Source organism: Streptomyces cathayae (assembly GCF_029760955.1).
GTDB lineage: Bacteria > Actinomycetota > Actinomycetes > Streptomycetales > Streptomycetaceae > Streptomyces > Streptomyces cathayae.
In genome coordinates this window covers 1,728,028-1,743,556 of record NZ_CP121682.1, presented here as the reverse complement: position 1 = coordinate 1,743,556, position 15,529 = coordinate 1,728,028, and the positions used below count along the sequence as shown (strand labels likewise).

The window sequence follows — 15,529 nt, the reverse complement described above, 5'->3', positions numbered from 1 at the left end:
TCCATGTATTTAGACGCCGTTTCTTATGGCGTGATCGCTCATTGAACCGTGCATGACGGATCTGGTTGAGCGGCTGGTGCCAGAGGAGTTGTGGGTGCTGTTCCGGCGGGTGGTGCCGCCGATAGAGGTGAGGCGTCCGCAGGGCGGGGGTCGGCAGCGGGCGGGTGACCGCGAAACGCTTGCCGCGATCATCTTCGTGGCTACATCGGGATGCACTTGGCGGCAGTTGCCGCCAGTGTTCGGGCCGGCCTGACCCACGGTCTACCGGCGCTTTGCCCTGCGGAGCCCGGACACGGACTCTGCTCAGCCTGCTGGCAGAGGCACCCTGACCGCCCCTTCATCGCCGCCGAAAACCTGGCATCCCGGCTCGCCGAGCCGGTGCCCTGGCTGGGTGACTTCGCTGGGCATCTCGCCGACCGGCACTGCGTGAGCCGTGCCTGCACCATGATCAGCACGCTGGGCAGGCCGCTGAACGACGAACACCCCAACCACCCCCAAGCCCTCCTGGACCGTGCCCGCCGCCCCGGCCGTTCGATGGGCTCCCTCGCTCGCGCATTCGATGCCTTCCTTACTCAGTACGGCCTCGCCCTTCCCACCGACCAGGCGCAACGGCTCGCCGCCGGACGCCGACGACGCCGCATCGACGCCATCCCGCTCCCGTTGCGACCGCCGGTGCAGGCGTTCGCCGAGTCCATGCTGCGAGCACGCGAGCGCGCCAGGAAGGCCGGCACCCTGCCGCGCTCGGGCCCGCAGCATGGCGACATCGGCCAGGCAGTCCCCCAGAGCCGTCGCGAGCGCGATATCCGGCAGGACCGTGCCCGGGTCGTGCACCGTCAGCGGCTTGCGCCACGGCGTCGGCGCCGCCGATATCGCGGTGTCCAGGCCCACCTTGCGGACCGTCTCGACCATCAGCACCACCCCGGCCTGCGAGACCAACCCACTGCCACCGCCCTCGACACGAGCACGCGGGTACAACCCGACACGCTTGCTCACCTGGAGAGTGCTTCTTTCCGTGCAGCCAACAGGACCTTGGACATGTCCCATCGTTGCAGGTCAGAAGCACTCTCCGGTTATTTGGTCAGGACGTGGAGTGTCAGGCTGGGTGGCTGAGAATGGTCAGCTGGCGTTGCCGATCAGCTTCCAGGGCTCGTGGTCGGCGTCGGCCCCGGTGCCGGGGGCATTGCCCTGCGTCCACCACTTGGCCTTCCAGACCTTGCCGTTGTACTTGACCGTGGTCTGCTCGATCGGCTGGCTGGCCGGGGAGTAGACCTTGGTCGCGTCCCAGTTCCCGGCGCTGCAGCCACCGGCCGGCGGGGTCGCCGTACCGAGTCCCTTGAGGTTGTCGGTCACCGGCGCGTACGCCGTACCGCCGATCGACAGACTCGTGTTCACCGGACCGGTGATCGGGAGGTAGTAGATGATCGGCAAGTCGAGCGACTTCCCGGCCGGGATGATCTGGCAGTAGTCCAGCGTCGTACTGATCCGGTGGAGCGTCGTACCGGGTGTCAGCTTCCACTGGCCGCCTTGGGCATCGGTTTGCCAGTTGCCGTCCTTGACCAGCCATGACGTCGAGGCCGGGATGTCGAACGACAGCTTCGTGTCCTTGCCACCGCCGAGCGTGCGCCCGGTGTTGTTGGTGATCCGGACGGTCGGCTGCAACGGCCACAGGTTCGCCGTCGAAGTCGGGTAGTTGACCAACTCGACGCTCACGTTGGCCGTCACTGTCGGCGCGGCACCGCTGCTGCCGGTGCGCAGATTGTTGTCGTAGGCAGTGGCATTGCCCAGCTTCTGGTTCAGCCGGGTGGTCAGCGTGTACCCCATCCCGCACGGGGTGTCCGGCTGGACGTCGGCCGGGCAGGCGTAGTCGCCGCCGAGTTCCCACATCATCACGCCGCCCGCACCGGTCGACTTGACCAGATCGGTGACCGCGTCGATGCCCTGCTCGTCCTCGGTCGAAAGGAACACCTTCTTCTCGGCGTTCCACAGCCACGACGTCTTGGTGGTGTCGTCCCAGTACCGGGTGTAGTGACCCGTGCGCCGGTCGGTGACGTCGGTGTGCGGCTTCAGCCCGACGCTGGGGGCGTAGACCGGGGTGATGTTCTTCTCCAGGTTCTTGGCGTGCCACAGCGGGTTCGTCCCGGAGCCGAGCTCGCTGCCGTTGTTGGTCTCGTCGTGCCAGATGTTGTCGATGCCGAAGGCACCGTCACCGCACGGCCGTTTGATGCCCGTACCCGGCTCGCAGCCGTTCGGCTTGGGCGACGTACCCCACAGGCCGTTGGTGCCGCCGGTAACGTTCTGCCAGCCGCGCGTGTAGTAGGGCACACCGATGTTGACGCGCCCGGCCTGCATCGCGCCGCGCATGTACTTCATCGCCCAGTCGGTGTTGAAGTACCCGATCTTCCCGTTCTCCGGGGTGGCGTACTGGTCGGCCAGTTCGGGGTCCTTGCCGTCGTCGAACAGTGCCGCGTTCGGGCCCACGACGTCGTTCCAGGTGCCGTGGTAGTCGTACGCCATCAGGTTGGTGAAGTCCTGGTACTTCAGCGCGGTCTGGTTCGCCATCCCGCGGGCCAGGTAGCCGGAGGCCGACGACGCCGAGGTGAGCAGGTAGTACTTGCCGTCCGCGGCCGAAGCCCGGTTCAGCGAGTCCCGCAGCGCCTTCATCAGCGCGGCGTATGTCGTGGGCAGGCCCTTGCGGCGCGGGTTCGCCACCGCCCAGTCGGCCGGATTGCCGGTGTCCTCGAGGACCGTGGGGTACTCGAAGTCGATGTCGACACCGTCGAACCCGTAGGTCCGCAGGAAGTCCACGACCGAGCTCGCGAACGTGTCGATCCCGCCCTGGTTGACCGAGCCGTCGGCGTTGGTGGTCATCGTGTAGAAGCCACCGGAACCGGCCCAGCCACCGACGGATATCAGCGTCTTCACTCGCGGGTGCAGGCGCTTGTACTTCGTCAGCAGGTTGAAGTGCCCCTTGTAGGGCAGCGAGGGATCCATCTCGGCGCCGACCTCGCCGGGCCACTCCTTCTGGGTGGCGTTCGAGTCGACCTTGATCTTGTTGTTCTCCACCGACGCGAACGCGTAGTTGAGGTGGGTCACCTTCGACCACGGGATGTTCTTCACGAGGTAGTGCGGCGTGCCGTCGGCGCCCGTACGGCCACCGTTGAAGTAGCCCACGACCCGGCGGCTGCGGCCCTCGCCGAGCCATTCGCGGCCGTCGCTCTGATAGATCTTGCAGTACGGCGTCGCCACACCCGGAGTGGTCGCCAGACCGTCCGGTCGGCAGTCGCCGGTCGCGGCCGGCCGCGTACCGCCGTCGTCGCCACCGGGGTGCGACTCCATAGGGTCGCCGACACCGCCGTTGACACCGAGATCACCGGCACCGCCGTCGGTGCGGCTGCCGTCGCCGTAGCTCGGCACCAGCCAGCCCTCGATGTCACCGGCACCACTCGCCGCGGCCTCCTGGGCCGCCTTGAGGACGGTCTTCGCCGTCGTAGCCCTAGTCGTAGCCCCGGAGCGGGTCAGGGTGAAGTCCTGGATCCCGTCGCCGTTGAGGTCGGCGAAGGTCCCGGTGGTGCCCTGGAACGGGTCGCCGGCGCGGATCACGCCCAGCGACTTCCAGCCGGAGGTGACGCTCCACGGCGAGCCGGTGTTCTCCCAGGCCCGGACGTCACCGGTGGTGAACTCGACCCGGACCGTGTCGGCCTTGCCGTCACCGGTGATGTCGGCGAAGGCGACCTGCGCGGCGGGTGACTCACTCGGAGTGGCGAAGCCCGAGATCTTGCTCCAGCCGCCCGGAGTCGGCATTTCCTTGCCCTTGTTCTGCCAGGCGGTCGGGAAGCTCATCCGGTCCACCGTGATCAGGTCGTCGCGGTGGTCACCGTCGAGGTCGGTGAAGTACATCTGCGGCGGGTAGCCGAGGTTGTTCGCGACGATCGTCGCGGTGCCCCAACTGATGCTGTTGCCGCTGCTGGTGTTGCGCGACATCCGCATCGCGACGATGCCGGTCGGCGAGTCGGCCGGCGGCAGGATCCGGATGTAGTCGTCCTTGCCGTCACCGTCCAGGTCGGCGAAGTAGACCCCATCCGGGTTGTTCCCGCGGTCGGCCGGGCTGATGTCGCCCAGTGAGACCGCTTCCTTGGTCGGGTCGTCGTTGCGCCAGCCGGTGACCTTGCCGTCCGTACCGACCACCGCGTAGTCGGCCTTGCCGTCGCCGTTCAGGTCGGGGAAGGCGATCTTCGAGCCGGTCGCGGCGGCGTCCCGGATCTTGCCGATCGGCTTCCAGACGTACGAGCGGCCGCTGATCATGTGCTGCAGGAGCGCGATCCGAGTGCCTGCGGCGAAGGCGTCCGCGATCTTCTTGTAGCCGGTGTCGGTCGGGTAGATCTCGTTGGTGATGTCCTGCGTGGTCACCGCGCCCATGTCGACCAGCACCAGCCGTGCGCCGCCTTGGATCTTGGCGTAGGCCATCGTGCGGAGCGCGCTGTTGTAGGCGTCGATCCGGGCCTGGTACGTCGGGTTCGTCGACGGCGGCAGGGTGCCGAGCAGGACGGTCGTCGTCGGCGAGGTTCGGTAGATCTCGTCCAGGAAGCCCCGCATCTTCCCGGCCGTCGCGGCGCCGTCGGCACCGCCGGTCAGGTCGGCCGTGCCCGCGATCAGGGTCATCATGTTCGGCCGCAGTGTTGTCAGCGCGGGGATCGTCTGGGCCTTGATGTCGTCGATTCCCTTGCCCGCGAACCCCATGTGGTCGGGGTCGCCGCGCTTGCCGTTCTTCTGCTCACCGACGAAATCCGTGCGCTTGAAGATGAAACTGAGCGCGCCACCGAACAACGCAGCGATGGTTATGCCCTTCGCCTGGGTGCTCAGTTCGTCCCGGTAGCCGGTCTCGTCGGTGCTGTTCGCACCGACCGTGATCCCGTCACCGACCGGCATCACCCGGAGCTCGTCGATCTCCGGGCTGGCGGCGGGAGACGGAGTGGGCCCGGCCGCGTTGAGCCGGCCGAACTGGACCGGCTGGTGGTCGGAGCCGCCCTCGGAGCGGACATCGACCGCGGTATCGAGATTCAGGTGGGTGGTGACGAAGTAATCCAGCTCACCACCGCTCTGGTGGGTCGCCTGACCCGAGCTGTGGATCCGCATGGTCGGCGGGAAGTGCGTCCGGTTGGCGAGGTCCTGCGGGTCGACGTTGAAGTCGCCACCGATCGTCACGTGGTAGGTGACGCCACGCTGGTTCCCGAGGGCCTCGAGCCGGTCGTCGATGGCGTCCAGCATCGGCCCGGAGTCACCGCCACCGCCGGACAGGCCATGGAAGGTGAAGTACCACTCGTTGCCGAACCGCGCCCCGAGCGCGTTCCGGCCGGCGTCGACCGGGTTGCCGACGACTATCAGCTCGTCGGGCGCCTCGCTCAGGACGAGCGCGATGTTGACCCGGCCGCCGATCCGGTGCGGGTTGGTCGCGTCGTCGTCGGTCTGCAGGAAGTAGACCTCACGGGTCGGGATGGGATTGCGCCAACTGGAGTCGACGACCCAGGTGTGGTGCAGCACGGTGTGCTGATGCGTGTTGCCCTGGCTGTCGACCGTGGTGAAGGTCTGTCTGGGCTGTGCGGTGCTGCCCGGAGGAGGCTCCGGGCCGGCCTCCTGAACCATCACGATCGGCACCTGCAACGCGAACTGCCTGACCGTGTTGGTCCACTTGCTGCCCGTCGGTGCGCCGTTGTTGGCCCCCTGCATGTTCCAGGAGACCAAGGGCGTGGTGGCCGCAGGGAAATCGGTGGCGGAGGCCGGAACGACAAGTGCCGCTGCCAGCCCGGCCATCATCACCACTACGGCGATTAATCGGCGGAACAAAGAGTTCCTCCCCGTTTCTCACATCCAACGGATCGGGAACAACCGATCGCTGGTCACTAGTTGACCTTCTCAAGGTACGTCTCGATCGTTCCTGACGATAGGTCAACTTATCGGCCAGTCCTGAGTGTTGAGTGCCGATGGCCTACCGGAGTCGGGGCAGGCTGAGTCCGGATCCACCGTCTTGATTCAGGAGTGGTCATTCCGGGGGGCTCGTCGGCACCTCCCGTCCGCTCCGGAGCGACCGGCCGCCGCTCAGTGCGGGTGCGCACCGGCAGTGAGCCGACGACCGCGCGCAGCCCGCTGGGCTTGCGGATGGCGTTGTCCGCTGTCTTCCTGCCCCTCTTCGCCGCCGCTACAGCAGGGCTCGCCGTGTGGGCCGCGCACCAGGGGCCCGGCGACAGCCCGAGCCGTGGCCCGCTGACCGTGCTCGCGGTGATCTGTGGAGTGCTCACCTCGGCAGCGGCTGCCGACCTCATGGCGGTCAGGACACGAAGGCGGCAGCACGAGCGCGCCGACGGCAGTGCATGACCGTGACAGCAAGGCACGGCCGCGCGCCCCTGTCACCAGTGGCGTGAGGTCCGGCTCGTCCAGCCAGAGGACGCAGCGTAGCCTCGGAAGGGGGAGAGTGGGAGTACCGCATGACCGACCACGATGATCGTAGGTCACCCCCGGCCTCGGGGACGCGCGCGGACGACGACCACGACGCACAGGCTGACCCCGGCTGGCCGCAGAACACCGAAGAGGAGGCCGACGAGACGCCGCCGCCGCCAGGGACCGCCGACGCCCTCGAGGAGGAACCTGCCGTACGTCAGGCCGTGGACGACGACACCAGCACTGCGGCCTTTGGTGAATACCGCGAGGAGGAGCGCGGACAACAGGCCCCCGCGTTCCTGGAGCCGACGGACAGCGACGACTGAGCGTGAGCACAGCGGGGAGAGGGGCGCATGAACGTAGCGGCAGGGTGGTCACCCTGAAAGTCGGTCTGCTGACCCGGCCGGGAGCATACGGGCGAGCGTCAGGGCGCGTCACTGGATCGTCAGCTCTTGAACTACCTCCCGCACTCACGGAGAACCGCTCTCCCTGGCGGAGCTTCCAGATCAGCACCTGAGCGCGAGAGGATACGGATCCCGCCCTCTCGTGAAGCCCAGGAGGCCATGATGAGCACCGCTGGTCCCAACCTCTGCCTCTGCGGCTGCGACACCGAGATCGGTGCGGACAGCACTTTCGCGTCCGGACACGACAGCACGTATATGTGGCGGGTCCTCAAGGAAGACTTCGGCGAGGGTAAGGGCGTCAGCGAGCGCTTCCTCGACTGGTACCTGAAGAACCGCCCTCGGAGGTCATGACGCGGGACTCTCTGAGCGCTGCTGCGACGTGCCCCATTGGAGCCGGGCACGGGACTGCTGCATGATCGGGTGACAGCGGGGTTTATGCAGCCAGGGCTGCGGCTGGGGTCATGATGGTCTCGTACTCGACGGGGGTCAATCGGGCCAGGCGTTTCTGGCGCCGGCGTCGGTGGTAGGTGCGCTCGATCCAGGTCACGATCGCGATCCGCAACTCCTGGCGGGTGGCCCAGGTACGGCGGTCGAGGACGTTGTTCTGCAGCAGCGCGAAGAAGCTCTCCATGGCCGCGTTGTCGCCGGCGGCACCGACTCTCCCCATCGATCCGATCATGCTGTGACGTGCGAGAACTGCGACGAACTTCCGTGAGCGAAACTGCGACCCGCGGTCGGAATGCACAATGCATCCTGCGACCTGGTCGCGACGGGCGACGGCGGATTCAAGGGCTCTCACGGCGAGGCTGGACTTCATCCGGGCATCGATGGAATAGCCCACGATGCGGCCCGAGTAGACGTCCTTGACCGCGCACAGGTACAGCTTGCCCTCGCCGGTGGCGTGTTCGGTGATGTCCGTCAGCCACAGCCGGTTCGGCCCGTCGGCGGTGAAGACGCGCCGCACCCGGTCGTCGTGGACCGCAGGGCCGGCCTTGACGGTCTTCCCGCGGCCTCTGCGCTTGCCGAACGCGCTCCACCACTGGTTGTCGCGGCAGATCCGCCAGGCGGTCCGCTCGGCCATCGGCTCACCGGCTGCGCGGGCCTCGTCGAGGAGGAAGCGGTGGCCGAACTCCGGGTCGTCGCGGTGCGCGTTCAACAGGGCGTTGGCCCGGTATGCCTCGGCCAGCTCGGCATCGGTGACCGGGCAGGCCAGCCACCGGTAGTAGGGCTGGCGGGTCAGATTGAGTACCCGGCACGTCACCGCCACCGGCACCCGGCAAGGGGCATCGGCGGCGGCCAGCTCGCGGACGAGCGGGTACATCATTTTGACGGCAGGTTTGCCTGCGACAAATACGCCGCAGCCCTGCGCAGCACCTCGTTCTCCTGCTCCAGGAGCCGGATGCGCTTGCGGGCCTCGCGCAGCTCGGCCGACTCACCCGACACTGGTGCGGGCCCGGCGCCCTCCTCGGCGTCGGCGCGGCGCAGCCACTTCGACAGCGTGATCGGGTGGACGCCGAAGTCGGCGGCGATCTGTTCCAGCGTGACGCCGGGCTCGCGGTTGCGCGCGACCCGCACGACGTCCTCGCGGAACTCCTTCGGATACGGCTTGGGCACTGCAACATCCTTCCAGGCCGCCTCTCAGCAAGCCAGGTCAGGTGTCACCTGTCCGTGCAGCAGTCCCCACCGACATAGAGTCGACCGACTTCAGCACGCCGTCCAGTTTGGGCACCTTGGCAACGGAGAGCTTCAGGACCAACGCAGCTCGCGGATGTGCCTTGATGGTGGCGTCTTCCTCTTGACTCAACAGCTCGATCGCCCTGTCCAGATCGGCTCTGGGCCTGCATGTCTTCGCGAAGCCCCCTGGCTGGGACACGGGGACGACCAGGAACTTTTCTCCTGCTACGCCCGCGGAGACGGCTACGCCGACGGCGGGTGGCGGGTTTCCAACGGCCGGTGGTGCCGTGACCGGGGGATCTTCAGTACGCGGCGAGCGAATAGGCGACCAGGTTGCCCCAGTGATGATCATTTCCATTAGTCGAGGGCACGAGCGCTGCGAAGCAGGATGTTGGTGGTGAGGGTGTCGGCGTGCAGGGCTGCTCGAAGCGGCTCTTCGGGTGTCGGACCGGGACGCGGATGCCGATTCTGGCGCCGAGGGCCAGCCCTTGTCCGCAGGGGTGGGCAGGTCGTCGGCGGCCGCCTGGTAGAGGGCCGGGAGGACGTGAATGCGGGCTGCTGTCGGGGGCGGCCAGGAACTACGCATTCCCGCCGGGCTGAACCACCAGTCGCTGCCGTTCTCACATACGGCGGCGACCCGGTCCGACTCGATCGGCGTGCCGTCGAGGATCACATAGGTCGTGCCCCGCGGCAGCAGCGTTCCAGGACCTCCTACAGGTCGGGGCCTGGTCGGCTCGTGCCTGTGACTGTCAGTACGTTAGTGCAGCTTTTGCTGTTCCAGCCATCTGAAGACATCGGACCTCTTGTACTGGACCTTCGCATTTCTGCCCCGACCAAGCTTGTAGCCCTTGAGCCCCAGCTTTCGGACTTCTCTGTATACCCAGCTCTCGGACATGTTGATCATGGCTGCGAGCTCCGAAGTATCCATGAGTATGGGCTCCACAGTGGAGCTGCTGCCCCCGGCAGAATGAGGCCGCGGGGTCTTCTTGGAACGGTTCCGTCCCGTGTGCATCGGCAGCTCTTCTCCATTCTGTGAGGTGCTCATCGGGGCCCGAGGGTCATTCGTCAAGACGGACGACCGGCCTGGTCGAGGTAGGAGAATGATGCGGAGTATCGCCGGTTTGGCTAACCGGGGAACTCCGGCTATGTTCCGCGCCGCCTCGTGATGCGGCCCCCCGTCGTGGGGTGCTCGAGGGTCCTGTCGGACTCGGCCATGAGCTCCTGGGGGGGCCTCCACTCCGAGCCGTGATGGCTGGGCTCGGCGTGATCCCTGTGGGGTCCTTCCTGCCTGACGGGGCGTCAGGAAAGTCAGCAATGGGTCAGCATGAGTCCTGCCAGAGGCTCAAAGATCTGGCAAAACATGCAGGTGGTTGAATTGTTCAACAATCGTCGGCCGGATCGGGAATGCAAACGTCTCTTGTGCAAAGTAGTTCCGGGTTTCCTTGTGCTGCCCGGCTCCTGGAGTGCGGCCCTACCAGTTCCCTCGGGTCTGTCGTCCGAAGAGGATGCCGGCCGGTTCGGGTGGTGGGGGAGTGCCCGGTTTGAGGGGCCAGGCGATCAGCATGCCGACGACGAAGCCGACCACGTGGGCCGCGTAGGCCACCGTTCCGGCGCCGGTGACGCCCGCGCCGGCGGAGTAGGCCGCCTGGAGGACGAACCACAGGCCGAGCACGATCCAGGCCGGCAGCCGCAGGGGCAGGAAGATCAGGAAGGGGACGAGGACCCAGACGCGGGCCTTCGGGTAGAGGACCAGGTAGGCGCCCAGCACTCCCGCGATCGCTCCGGAGGCGCCGATCAAGGGGGTGGTGGCGTCGGTATTCGTGAGTGCGAATCCGTATGCGGCCGCGTAGCCGCAGAGCAGGTAGAACAGCAGGTACCGCAGACGGCCCATGCGGTCCTCGATGTTGTTGCCGAAGATCCACAGGAAGAGCATGTTGCCCAGCAGGTGCAGCCAGCCGCCGTGCAGGAACATCGCCGTCAGCACGCTCAGCTCGGGTGACTTGTCGTAGTCGGGCGGTGCCACCAGGCAGCCCGGCCCCTGCGGGCCCACCCCCGTGCCGCCGGTGGGCACCAGGCGCGGCAGCTGGTGGTGGATCAGCTCCCGCGGCACGGCCGCGTACTGGTCCAGGAACGCCTGTAGGTGACAGAACTCCGCCAGGCTGCCCCCGCTGCCCGTCAGGGAACCGGCGACACCGGGCGTGAGGAACAGGAAGGCGACGAAGTTCGCGGCGAGCAGCGCGTACGTCACCCAGGGGGTGCGCCGCGCCGGATTCACGTCATGGACCGGGATGACCACATCTCACGTGTGCCCGCCCGGCCACCGGTGGAATCAGTGGGCGCCCTGAACGCCGCCGTCCGGTCGTGCGTATCCCTTCCCAACTGCCTGCGGCGCGGGGAAGGGGCCGCGGGGCCGACGTGAGGAACAGGCGATGGACGACCGAGGGACCACCGTTGCGATGCAGGCGCTGCCCGACGGCGAGGCGGAACTCACGCTCGTGGTGCGGCTTCCCTGGGAGGACGTCGCCCGGCTCGGCCAGGAGGCGGGACGGCTCGCCGCCCAGAGGCAGCGGCCGGTGACGCTGGACGAGGCGGTGAGCCACCGCCTGCGCTCCGCGCGGCCCGCCGCGGCGCACGCGCGGCCGGTCGGGGAGCAGCCGCCGGCCGTGGCTTCCGGCACCTCCAGCGCCGTCGGCGCGTCCGGGGCCTCCGGTGCCGCGGGCGTCTCCGGTGGTTCCGGTTCCTCCGTGTCGTCCCTGCCGCCCCGGCCCGCCACCGACCAGGTGCGGCCACCGGCCGAGCAGGCGCGGCAGGCGATCGAACGGATCAACGGGACCGTGTAGGACCGGCCGAGGGCGTCGGGGCTCCTGCCGTGGCGCGGATCTTCGCCGTGGCCTTGCGGGCCGCCACCAGGACCGGGTCCCAGGTGGGGGAGAAGGGCGGCGCGTAGCCCAGGTCCAGCATCGTCATCTGCTCCACCGTCATCCCGGCGGTGAGGGCGACCGCCGCGATGTCGACGCGCTTGCCCGCACCCTCCCGGCCGACGATCTGGACGCCGAGGAGACGGCCCGTGCGCAGTTCGGCGAGCATCTTCACCGTCATGGGGGAGGCGTTCGGGTAGTAGCCCGCGCGGCTGGTCGACTCGATGGTGACCGACTCGAACCGCAGCCCCGCACGGTGGGCGTCCTTCTCCCGCAGACCGGTGCGCGCGATCTCCAGGTCGCAGACCTTGCTGACCGCCGTGCCGACCACGCCCGGGAAGGTGGCGTAGTCGCCGCCGACGTTGGAGCCGATGATCTGGCCGTGCTTGTTGGCGTGCGTGCCCAGCGGGATGTGCCGCTCCTGCCCGGAGATCAGGTCGAGCACCTCCACGCAGTCGCCGCCCGCCCAGACGTTCTCGTGCCCGCGCACCCGCATCGACCGGTCGGTGAGCAGTCCGCCGTGTTCCCCCAGGGGCAGCCCCGCCGCCCGTGCCAGGCCGGTCTCGGGCCGCACCCCGATGCCGAGCACCACCACGTCCGCCGGGTACTCGGCGTCCGCGGTGGACACGGCCCGCACCCTGCCGTCGTCCCCGGTGACCAGCCCGGTGACCTCGGCGTCGTTCACCATGGTGATGCCCAGGCCCTCCATCGCCTTGTGCACCAGGAGCCCCATGTCGGGGTCCAGGGTCGCCATGGGTGCCGGGCCCCGGTTGACGACCGTCACCTCGTAGCCGCGCCTGAGCATCGCCTCGGCCATCTCCACACCGATGTACCCCGCGCCGACGACCACCGCGCGGCGGCCGTCGGCGCGGGCCAGTGTGTCCAGCAGGGCCTGGCCGTCGTCCAGGGTCTGTACGCCGTGCACCCCGGGGGCGTCCATGCCGGGCAGCTCCGGGCGGACCGGCCGCGCGCCGGTCGCGATCACGAGTTCGTCGTACGACGTCCAGGACTCGGCCCCCGACGCGACGTCCCGCGCGCGGACCCGGCCCCGGTCCGGGTCGATCTCCGTGACCTCGGTGCGCAGCCGCAGGTCGATGTCCCGCGCACGGTGCTCCTCGGGGGTACGGGCGATCAGGGTGTCCCGGTCGGTGATGTCACCGCCCACCCAGTAGGGGATGCCGCAGGCCGAGAACGAGGTGAAGCGACCGCGCTCGAACGCCACGATCTCCAGTTCGTCCGGCCCCTTCAGCCGGCGTGCCTGGGACGCCGCGGACATCCCCGCGGCGTCCCCGCCGATCACCACCAGGCGCTCCCGCGCGCCCGGGGCCGCGGACGCGCGCGTGTTCGTACCAGTACCAGTACCAGTGCTCCTGCTCGTGTGCTCGTTCGTGCTCATACGAACACGCTACGGGGGCCGCGCACTTCGGGTCCGGCCCTACGGGGTCTCCTCCGGTGCCCGAGCCGGTGCGGGCAGCGGCGCGGACAGCGGCGTGGACGCCGGCTCGGGCCGCGTGCGGCGGGGCAGCCGGGGGCGTACGGCCTTCAGCCACAGGAGGGCGCCCAGCGCCGCCACGGCCGCGAACGGCAGCACCGCGCCCAGCGCCACCGCGAGCCAGCGCAGCATCGTCATGAACGCCCCCCAGCCGCCGGCGAGCGCGTCCAGGAAGCCGGGGTCGTCGTCCTTCGCGGGCCGCTCCACCGGCGTCTCGGACAGGGTCAGGGTGATGGTGGCGAGGCTGGTGCGGTCCTTCAGGGACTCCTGCCGGGCGAGCAGCGCCTCCAGGTCGGCCTGGCGGGTGCTGAGTTCGCCCTCCAGGGTGACCACGTCGCTGAGCCGGGTGGCCCGGTCCATCAGTTCGCGGATCCGGACCACGCTGGCGCGCTGCGTCGTGATCCGGCTCTCCACGTCGACGACCTGGTCGGTGACGTCCTCCGCCTTCGCGCGGCGTTCGACGAGCTTGCCGGCGCCCTCGAGTTCCGTGAGCACCGCGTCGTACTTCTCCACGGGTACGCGCAGCACCACGCGCGTGCGCTCACGGCCCTTCCCGTCCCGGCGGGTGGTCTCGTCGCCGATGTAGCCGCCCGCGTTCTCGGTGGCCGTGCGGGCCTCGTCCAGGGCCTTCGGCGCGTCCTCGACCTGCACGGTCAGCGAGGCGGTGCGGATGATGTGGGCCGTGCCGTTCCTGTTCGAGGGCGGCGCGGTCGCCCGCGAGCCCTCCGCCGCCGAGCCGCCGGGCGCCCCGTCCTGCGCCGCCTCCCCTGCTGCTTCTCCCGCCGCCGTGCCCGCCCGGGCGTCCGCCTGCGGGGCGGCGGCCTTGTCGGCGGACGCCCCGGCGGAGTCGGTGTCCGAGGCGCCGCATCCGGTCAGGGCGAGAGCGGCGGCCAGCAGCAGACCGGCCATCGCGTGGACCGGCCGGCCGGTTCGGCCGGATCGTACGGGGTGTGCAGGTCGTGCGGCTCGTGGTGTGCGCATGCGGGTTCCCCCCAGGGGTGGCGATCACTGACGTTCCTTCGACGCCGGGGGCGGGCCGAACGTTGGCGCGAAACGGTTCCGAAGCGGTCACGGTAGGGACTCGTCAGGGCCGGATGGCCCTGGCGGGAACGCGGGCCGAGTCTGAGAGGGTGGAGCCATGAGCGGATCACGTGCGGGCGCGGAACAGCAGGTCGTCGTCGTGGGGGCCGGTATCGCCGGCCTGGCCGCCGCGCACCGGCTGCTCGGGCGCGGGGCGCGGGTGACCGTGCTGGAGGCCTCGGACCGGGTCGGCGGCAAGCTGCTGCCCGGCGAGATCGCGGGCGCGCGCGTGGACCTCGGCGCCGAGGCGATGCTGGCCCGCCGCCCGGAGGCGGTGACCCTCGCCCGCGAGGTGGGCCTCGGCGACCGGCTCCAGCCCCCGGCCACCGCGACGGCCTCGCTGTGGACCCGCGGCGCCCTGCGCCCCATGCCCAAGGGCCATGTCATGGGCGTCCCCGGCACGGCCGCCGCCCTGGCCGGTGTGCTCTCCGACGAGGGCCTCGCCCGGATCGAGCGCGACGCCGCACTGCCCCGCACCGAGGTCGGCGACGACATCGCCGTCGGGGAGTACGTGGCGGCCCGGCTGGGCCGCGAGGTCGTCGACCGGCTGGTCGAGCCCCTGCTGGGCGGGGTGTACGCGGGCGACGCGTACCGCATCTCGATGCGCGCGGCGGTCCCCCAGCTGTTCGAGGCCGCGCGCGCCCACACCTCCCTGACCGAAGGGGTGCGGGAGATCCAGGCCAGGGCCGCCGCCGCGCAGCAGACCGGGCCGGTGTTCATGGGCATCGAGGGCGGAGTGGGCACCCTCCCGCTCGCCGTCGCCGAGTCGGTGCGGGCACGCGGCGGGGAGATCCGCACCGGTACCCCGGTCACCGAACTGCGCCGGGAGCCGGCCGGCGGCTGGCGGATCGTCGCCGGGCAACGGGAGCTGTACGCCGACGCGGTCGTCGTCGCCGCGCCCGCCCCGGAGGCCGCGCGGCTGCTGCGCGCCGAGGCGCCCGGGGCCTCCGCCGAGCTCACCGGCGTCGAATACGCCTCCATGGCGCTCATCACGCTCGCCTACCGCCGCGCGGAGACCGGCCTCCCCGCCGGCAGCGGGTTCCTGGTGCCGCCGGTCGACGGCCGCACCATCAAGGCGTCCACGTTCGCCTCGCACAAATGGGGCTGGATCGCCGAGGAGGACCCCGGCCTCACCGTCCTGCGCACCTCCGTCGGCCGGCACGGCGAGACGGAGATCCTCCGCCGTGACGACGCCGACCTCGTCGAGGTCTCCCGGCACGACCTGAAGGCCGCCACCGGCCTGGACGCCACCCCCGTGGCCACCCGCGTCACCCGCTGGCACGACGGACTGCCCCAGTACCCCGTCGGCCACCACGCGCGCGTGGCGCGCATCCGCGAGCACCTCGCCGTCCTTCCCGGGCTGGCCGTGTGCGGCGCGGCCTACGACGGCGTCGGCATCCCCGCGTGCATCGCGAGCGCGTACACCGCCGTCGACCAGATCCAGATCCACGGTGGCCTGCCGCACGGCGTGCGGCAGGCCACCGCCGACCCGATGCAAAGCCTCCATGGAGGGGCAGGAGAATAAGGGA

The 15,529-nt window shown here is 69.6% G+C and carries 11 protein-coding genes and 2 pseudogenes; 6 read left to right on the top strand and 7 right to left on the bottom strand.

Annotated elements, in window-relative coordinates; all coding sequences use genetic code 11:
* Nucleotides 1-52: 52 nt before the first annotated feature.
* A pseudogene (locus PYS65_RS07815) lies at nt 53-244 on the top strand (transposase); the annotation flags it as partial.
* Between the two features lie 500 nt (nt 245-744).
* Here the strand turns inward: PYS65_RS07815 and PYS65_RS07810 are convergent.
* Nucleotides 745-993 (bottom strand): annotated as a pseudogene (locus PYS65_RS07810) (transposase); the annotation flags it as partial.
* Between the two features lie 123 nt (nt 994-1,116).
* Nucleotides 1,117-5,841, bottom strand: coding sequence for a glycosyl hydrolase family 18 protein (locus tag PYS65_RS07805; protein ID WP_279333072.1), 4,725 nt, complete (start codon nt 5,839-5,841; stop codon nt 1,117-1,119).
* Between the two features lie 261 nt (nt 5,842-6,102).
* Here PYS65_RS07805 and PYS65_RS07800 point away from each other — a divergent pair, with 261 nt between their 5' ends.
* The 3 genes from PYS65_RS07800 (at nt 6,103) to PYS65_RS07790 (ending at nt 7,187) form a co-directional block, all read left to right on the top strand.
* On the top strand, nt 6,103-6,369 hold the full coding sequence (locus tag PYS65_RS07800; protein WP_341483675.1) for a DUF6343 family protein: 267 nt from the start codon (nt 6,103-6,105) through the stop codon (nt 6,367-6,369).
* 110 nt (nt 6,370-6,479) lie between these two features.
* A complete protein-coding gene (locus tag PYS65_RS07795) occupies nt 6,480-6,758 on the top strand; it encodes a hypothetical protein (RefSeq protein WP_279333070.1) in 279 nt (92 codons plus the stop codon).
* A gap of 240 nt (nt 6,759-6,998) precedes the next feature.
* On the top strand, nt 6,999-7,187 hold the full coding sequence (locus tag PYS65_RS07790) for a hypothetical protein (protein ID WP_279333069.1): 189 nt from the start codon (nt 6,999-7,001) through the stop codon (nt 7,185-7,187).
* Between the two features lie 82 nt (nt 7,188-7,269).
* On the opposite strand, the gene PYS65_RS07785 is transcribed toward PYS65_RS07790, so the two are convergent.
* The 3 genes from PYS65_RS07785 to PYS65_RS07775 form a co-directional block, all read right to left on the bottom strand.
* Nucleotides 7,270-8,450 (bottom strand): IS3 family transposase gene (locus tag PYS65_RS07785; protein ID WP_279333068.1). Its coding sequence is split into 2 segments (ribosomal slippage): nt 7,270-8,163 and nt 8,166-8,450, totalling 1,179 coding nucleotides; the frame shifts between segments, so codons are not numbered across the junction.
* Between the two features lie 817 nt (nt 8,451-9,267).
* Complete coding sequence (locus PYS65_RS07780; protein ID WP_279337892.1) at nt 9,268-9,438, bottom strand: helix-turn-helix domain-containing protein; 171 nt, start codon at nt 9,436-9,438, stop codon at nt 9,268-9,270.
* Between the two features lie 543 nt (nt 9,439-9,981).
* Nucleotides 9,982-10,806 (bottom strand): rhomboid family intramembrane serine protease, encoded by an 825-nt coding sequence (locus PYS65_RS07775; RefSeq protein WP_279333067.1) that lies wholly within the window; start codon nt 10,804-10,806, stop codon nt 9,982-9,984.
* Nucleotides 10,807-10,939: 133 nt separating this feature from the next.
* Here PYS65_RS07775 and PYS65_RS07770 point away from each other — a divergent pair, with 133 nt between their 5' ends.
* Entirely contained in the window at nt 10,940-11,350 is a 411-nt protein-coding gene (locus PYS65_RS07770) for a hypothetical protein (protein ID WP_279333066.1), read from the top strand.
* Here PYS65_RS07770 and PYS65_RS07765 read toward each other — a convergent pair.
* Both PYS65_RS07765 and PYS65_RS07760 read right to left on the bottom strand, forming a co-directional pair.
* A complete protein-coding gene (locus PYS65_RS07765; RefSeq protein WP_423836153.1) occupies nt 11,334-12,704 on the bottom strand; it encodes an FAD-dependent oxidoreductase in 1,371 nt (456 codons plus the stop codon). The genes PYS65_RS07770 and PYS65_RS07765 overlap by 17 nt on opposite strands.
* A 159-nt stretch (nt 12,705-12,863) precedes the next feature.
* A complete protein-coding gene (locus PYS65_RS07760) occupies nt 12,864-13,901 on the bottom strand; it encodes a DUF4349 domain-containing protein (protein WP_423836075.1) in 1,038 nt (345 codons plus the stop codon).
* 157 nt (nt 13,902-14,058) lie between these two features.
* Here PYS65_RS07760 and hemG point away from each other — a divergent pair, with 157 nt between their 5' ends.
* On the top strand, nt 14,059-15,525 hold the full coding sequence (gene hemG / locus PYS65_RS07755) for a protoporphyrinogen oxidase (protein ID WP_279333061.1): 1,467 nt from the start codon (nt 14,059-14,061) through the stop codon (nt 15,523-15,525).
* The last annotated feature ends 4 nt before the right edge of the window (nt 15,526-15,529 follow it).

Coding starts and splice junctions, on each gene's coding strand:
- PYS65_RS07780 (WP_279337892.1), bottom strand. CDS start 9,438: ATGGATACTTCGGAGCTCGCAGCCATGATCAACATGTCCGAGAGCTGG.
- PYS65_RS07795 (WP_279333070.1), top strand. CDS start 6,480: ATGACCGACCACGATGATCGTAGGTCACCCCCGGCCTCGGGGACGCGC.
- PYS65_RS07770 (WP_279333066.1), top strand. CDS start 10,940: ATGGACGACCGAGGGACCACCGTTGCGATGCAGGCGCTGCCCGACGGC.
- PYS65_RS07790 (WP_279333069.1), top strand. CDS start 6,999: ATGAGCACCGCTGGTCCCAACCTCTGCCTCTGCGGCTGCGACACCGAG.
- PYS65_RS07760 (WP_423836075.1), bottom strand. CDS start 13,901: ATGCGCACACCACGAGCCGCACGACCTGCACACCCCGTACGATCCGGC.
- hemG (WP_279333061.1), top strand. CDS start 14,059: ATGAGCGGATCACGTGCGGGCGCGGAACAGCAGGTCGTCGTCGTGGGG.
- PYS65_RS07765 (WP_423836153.1), bottom strand. CDS start 12,704: ATGTCCGCGGCGTCCCAGGCACGCCGGCTGAAGGGGCCGGACGAACTG.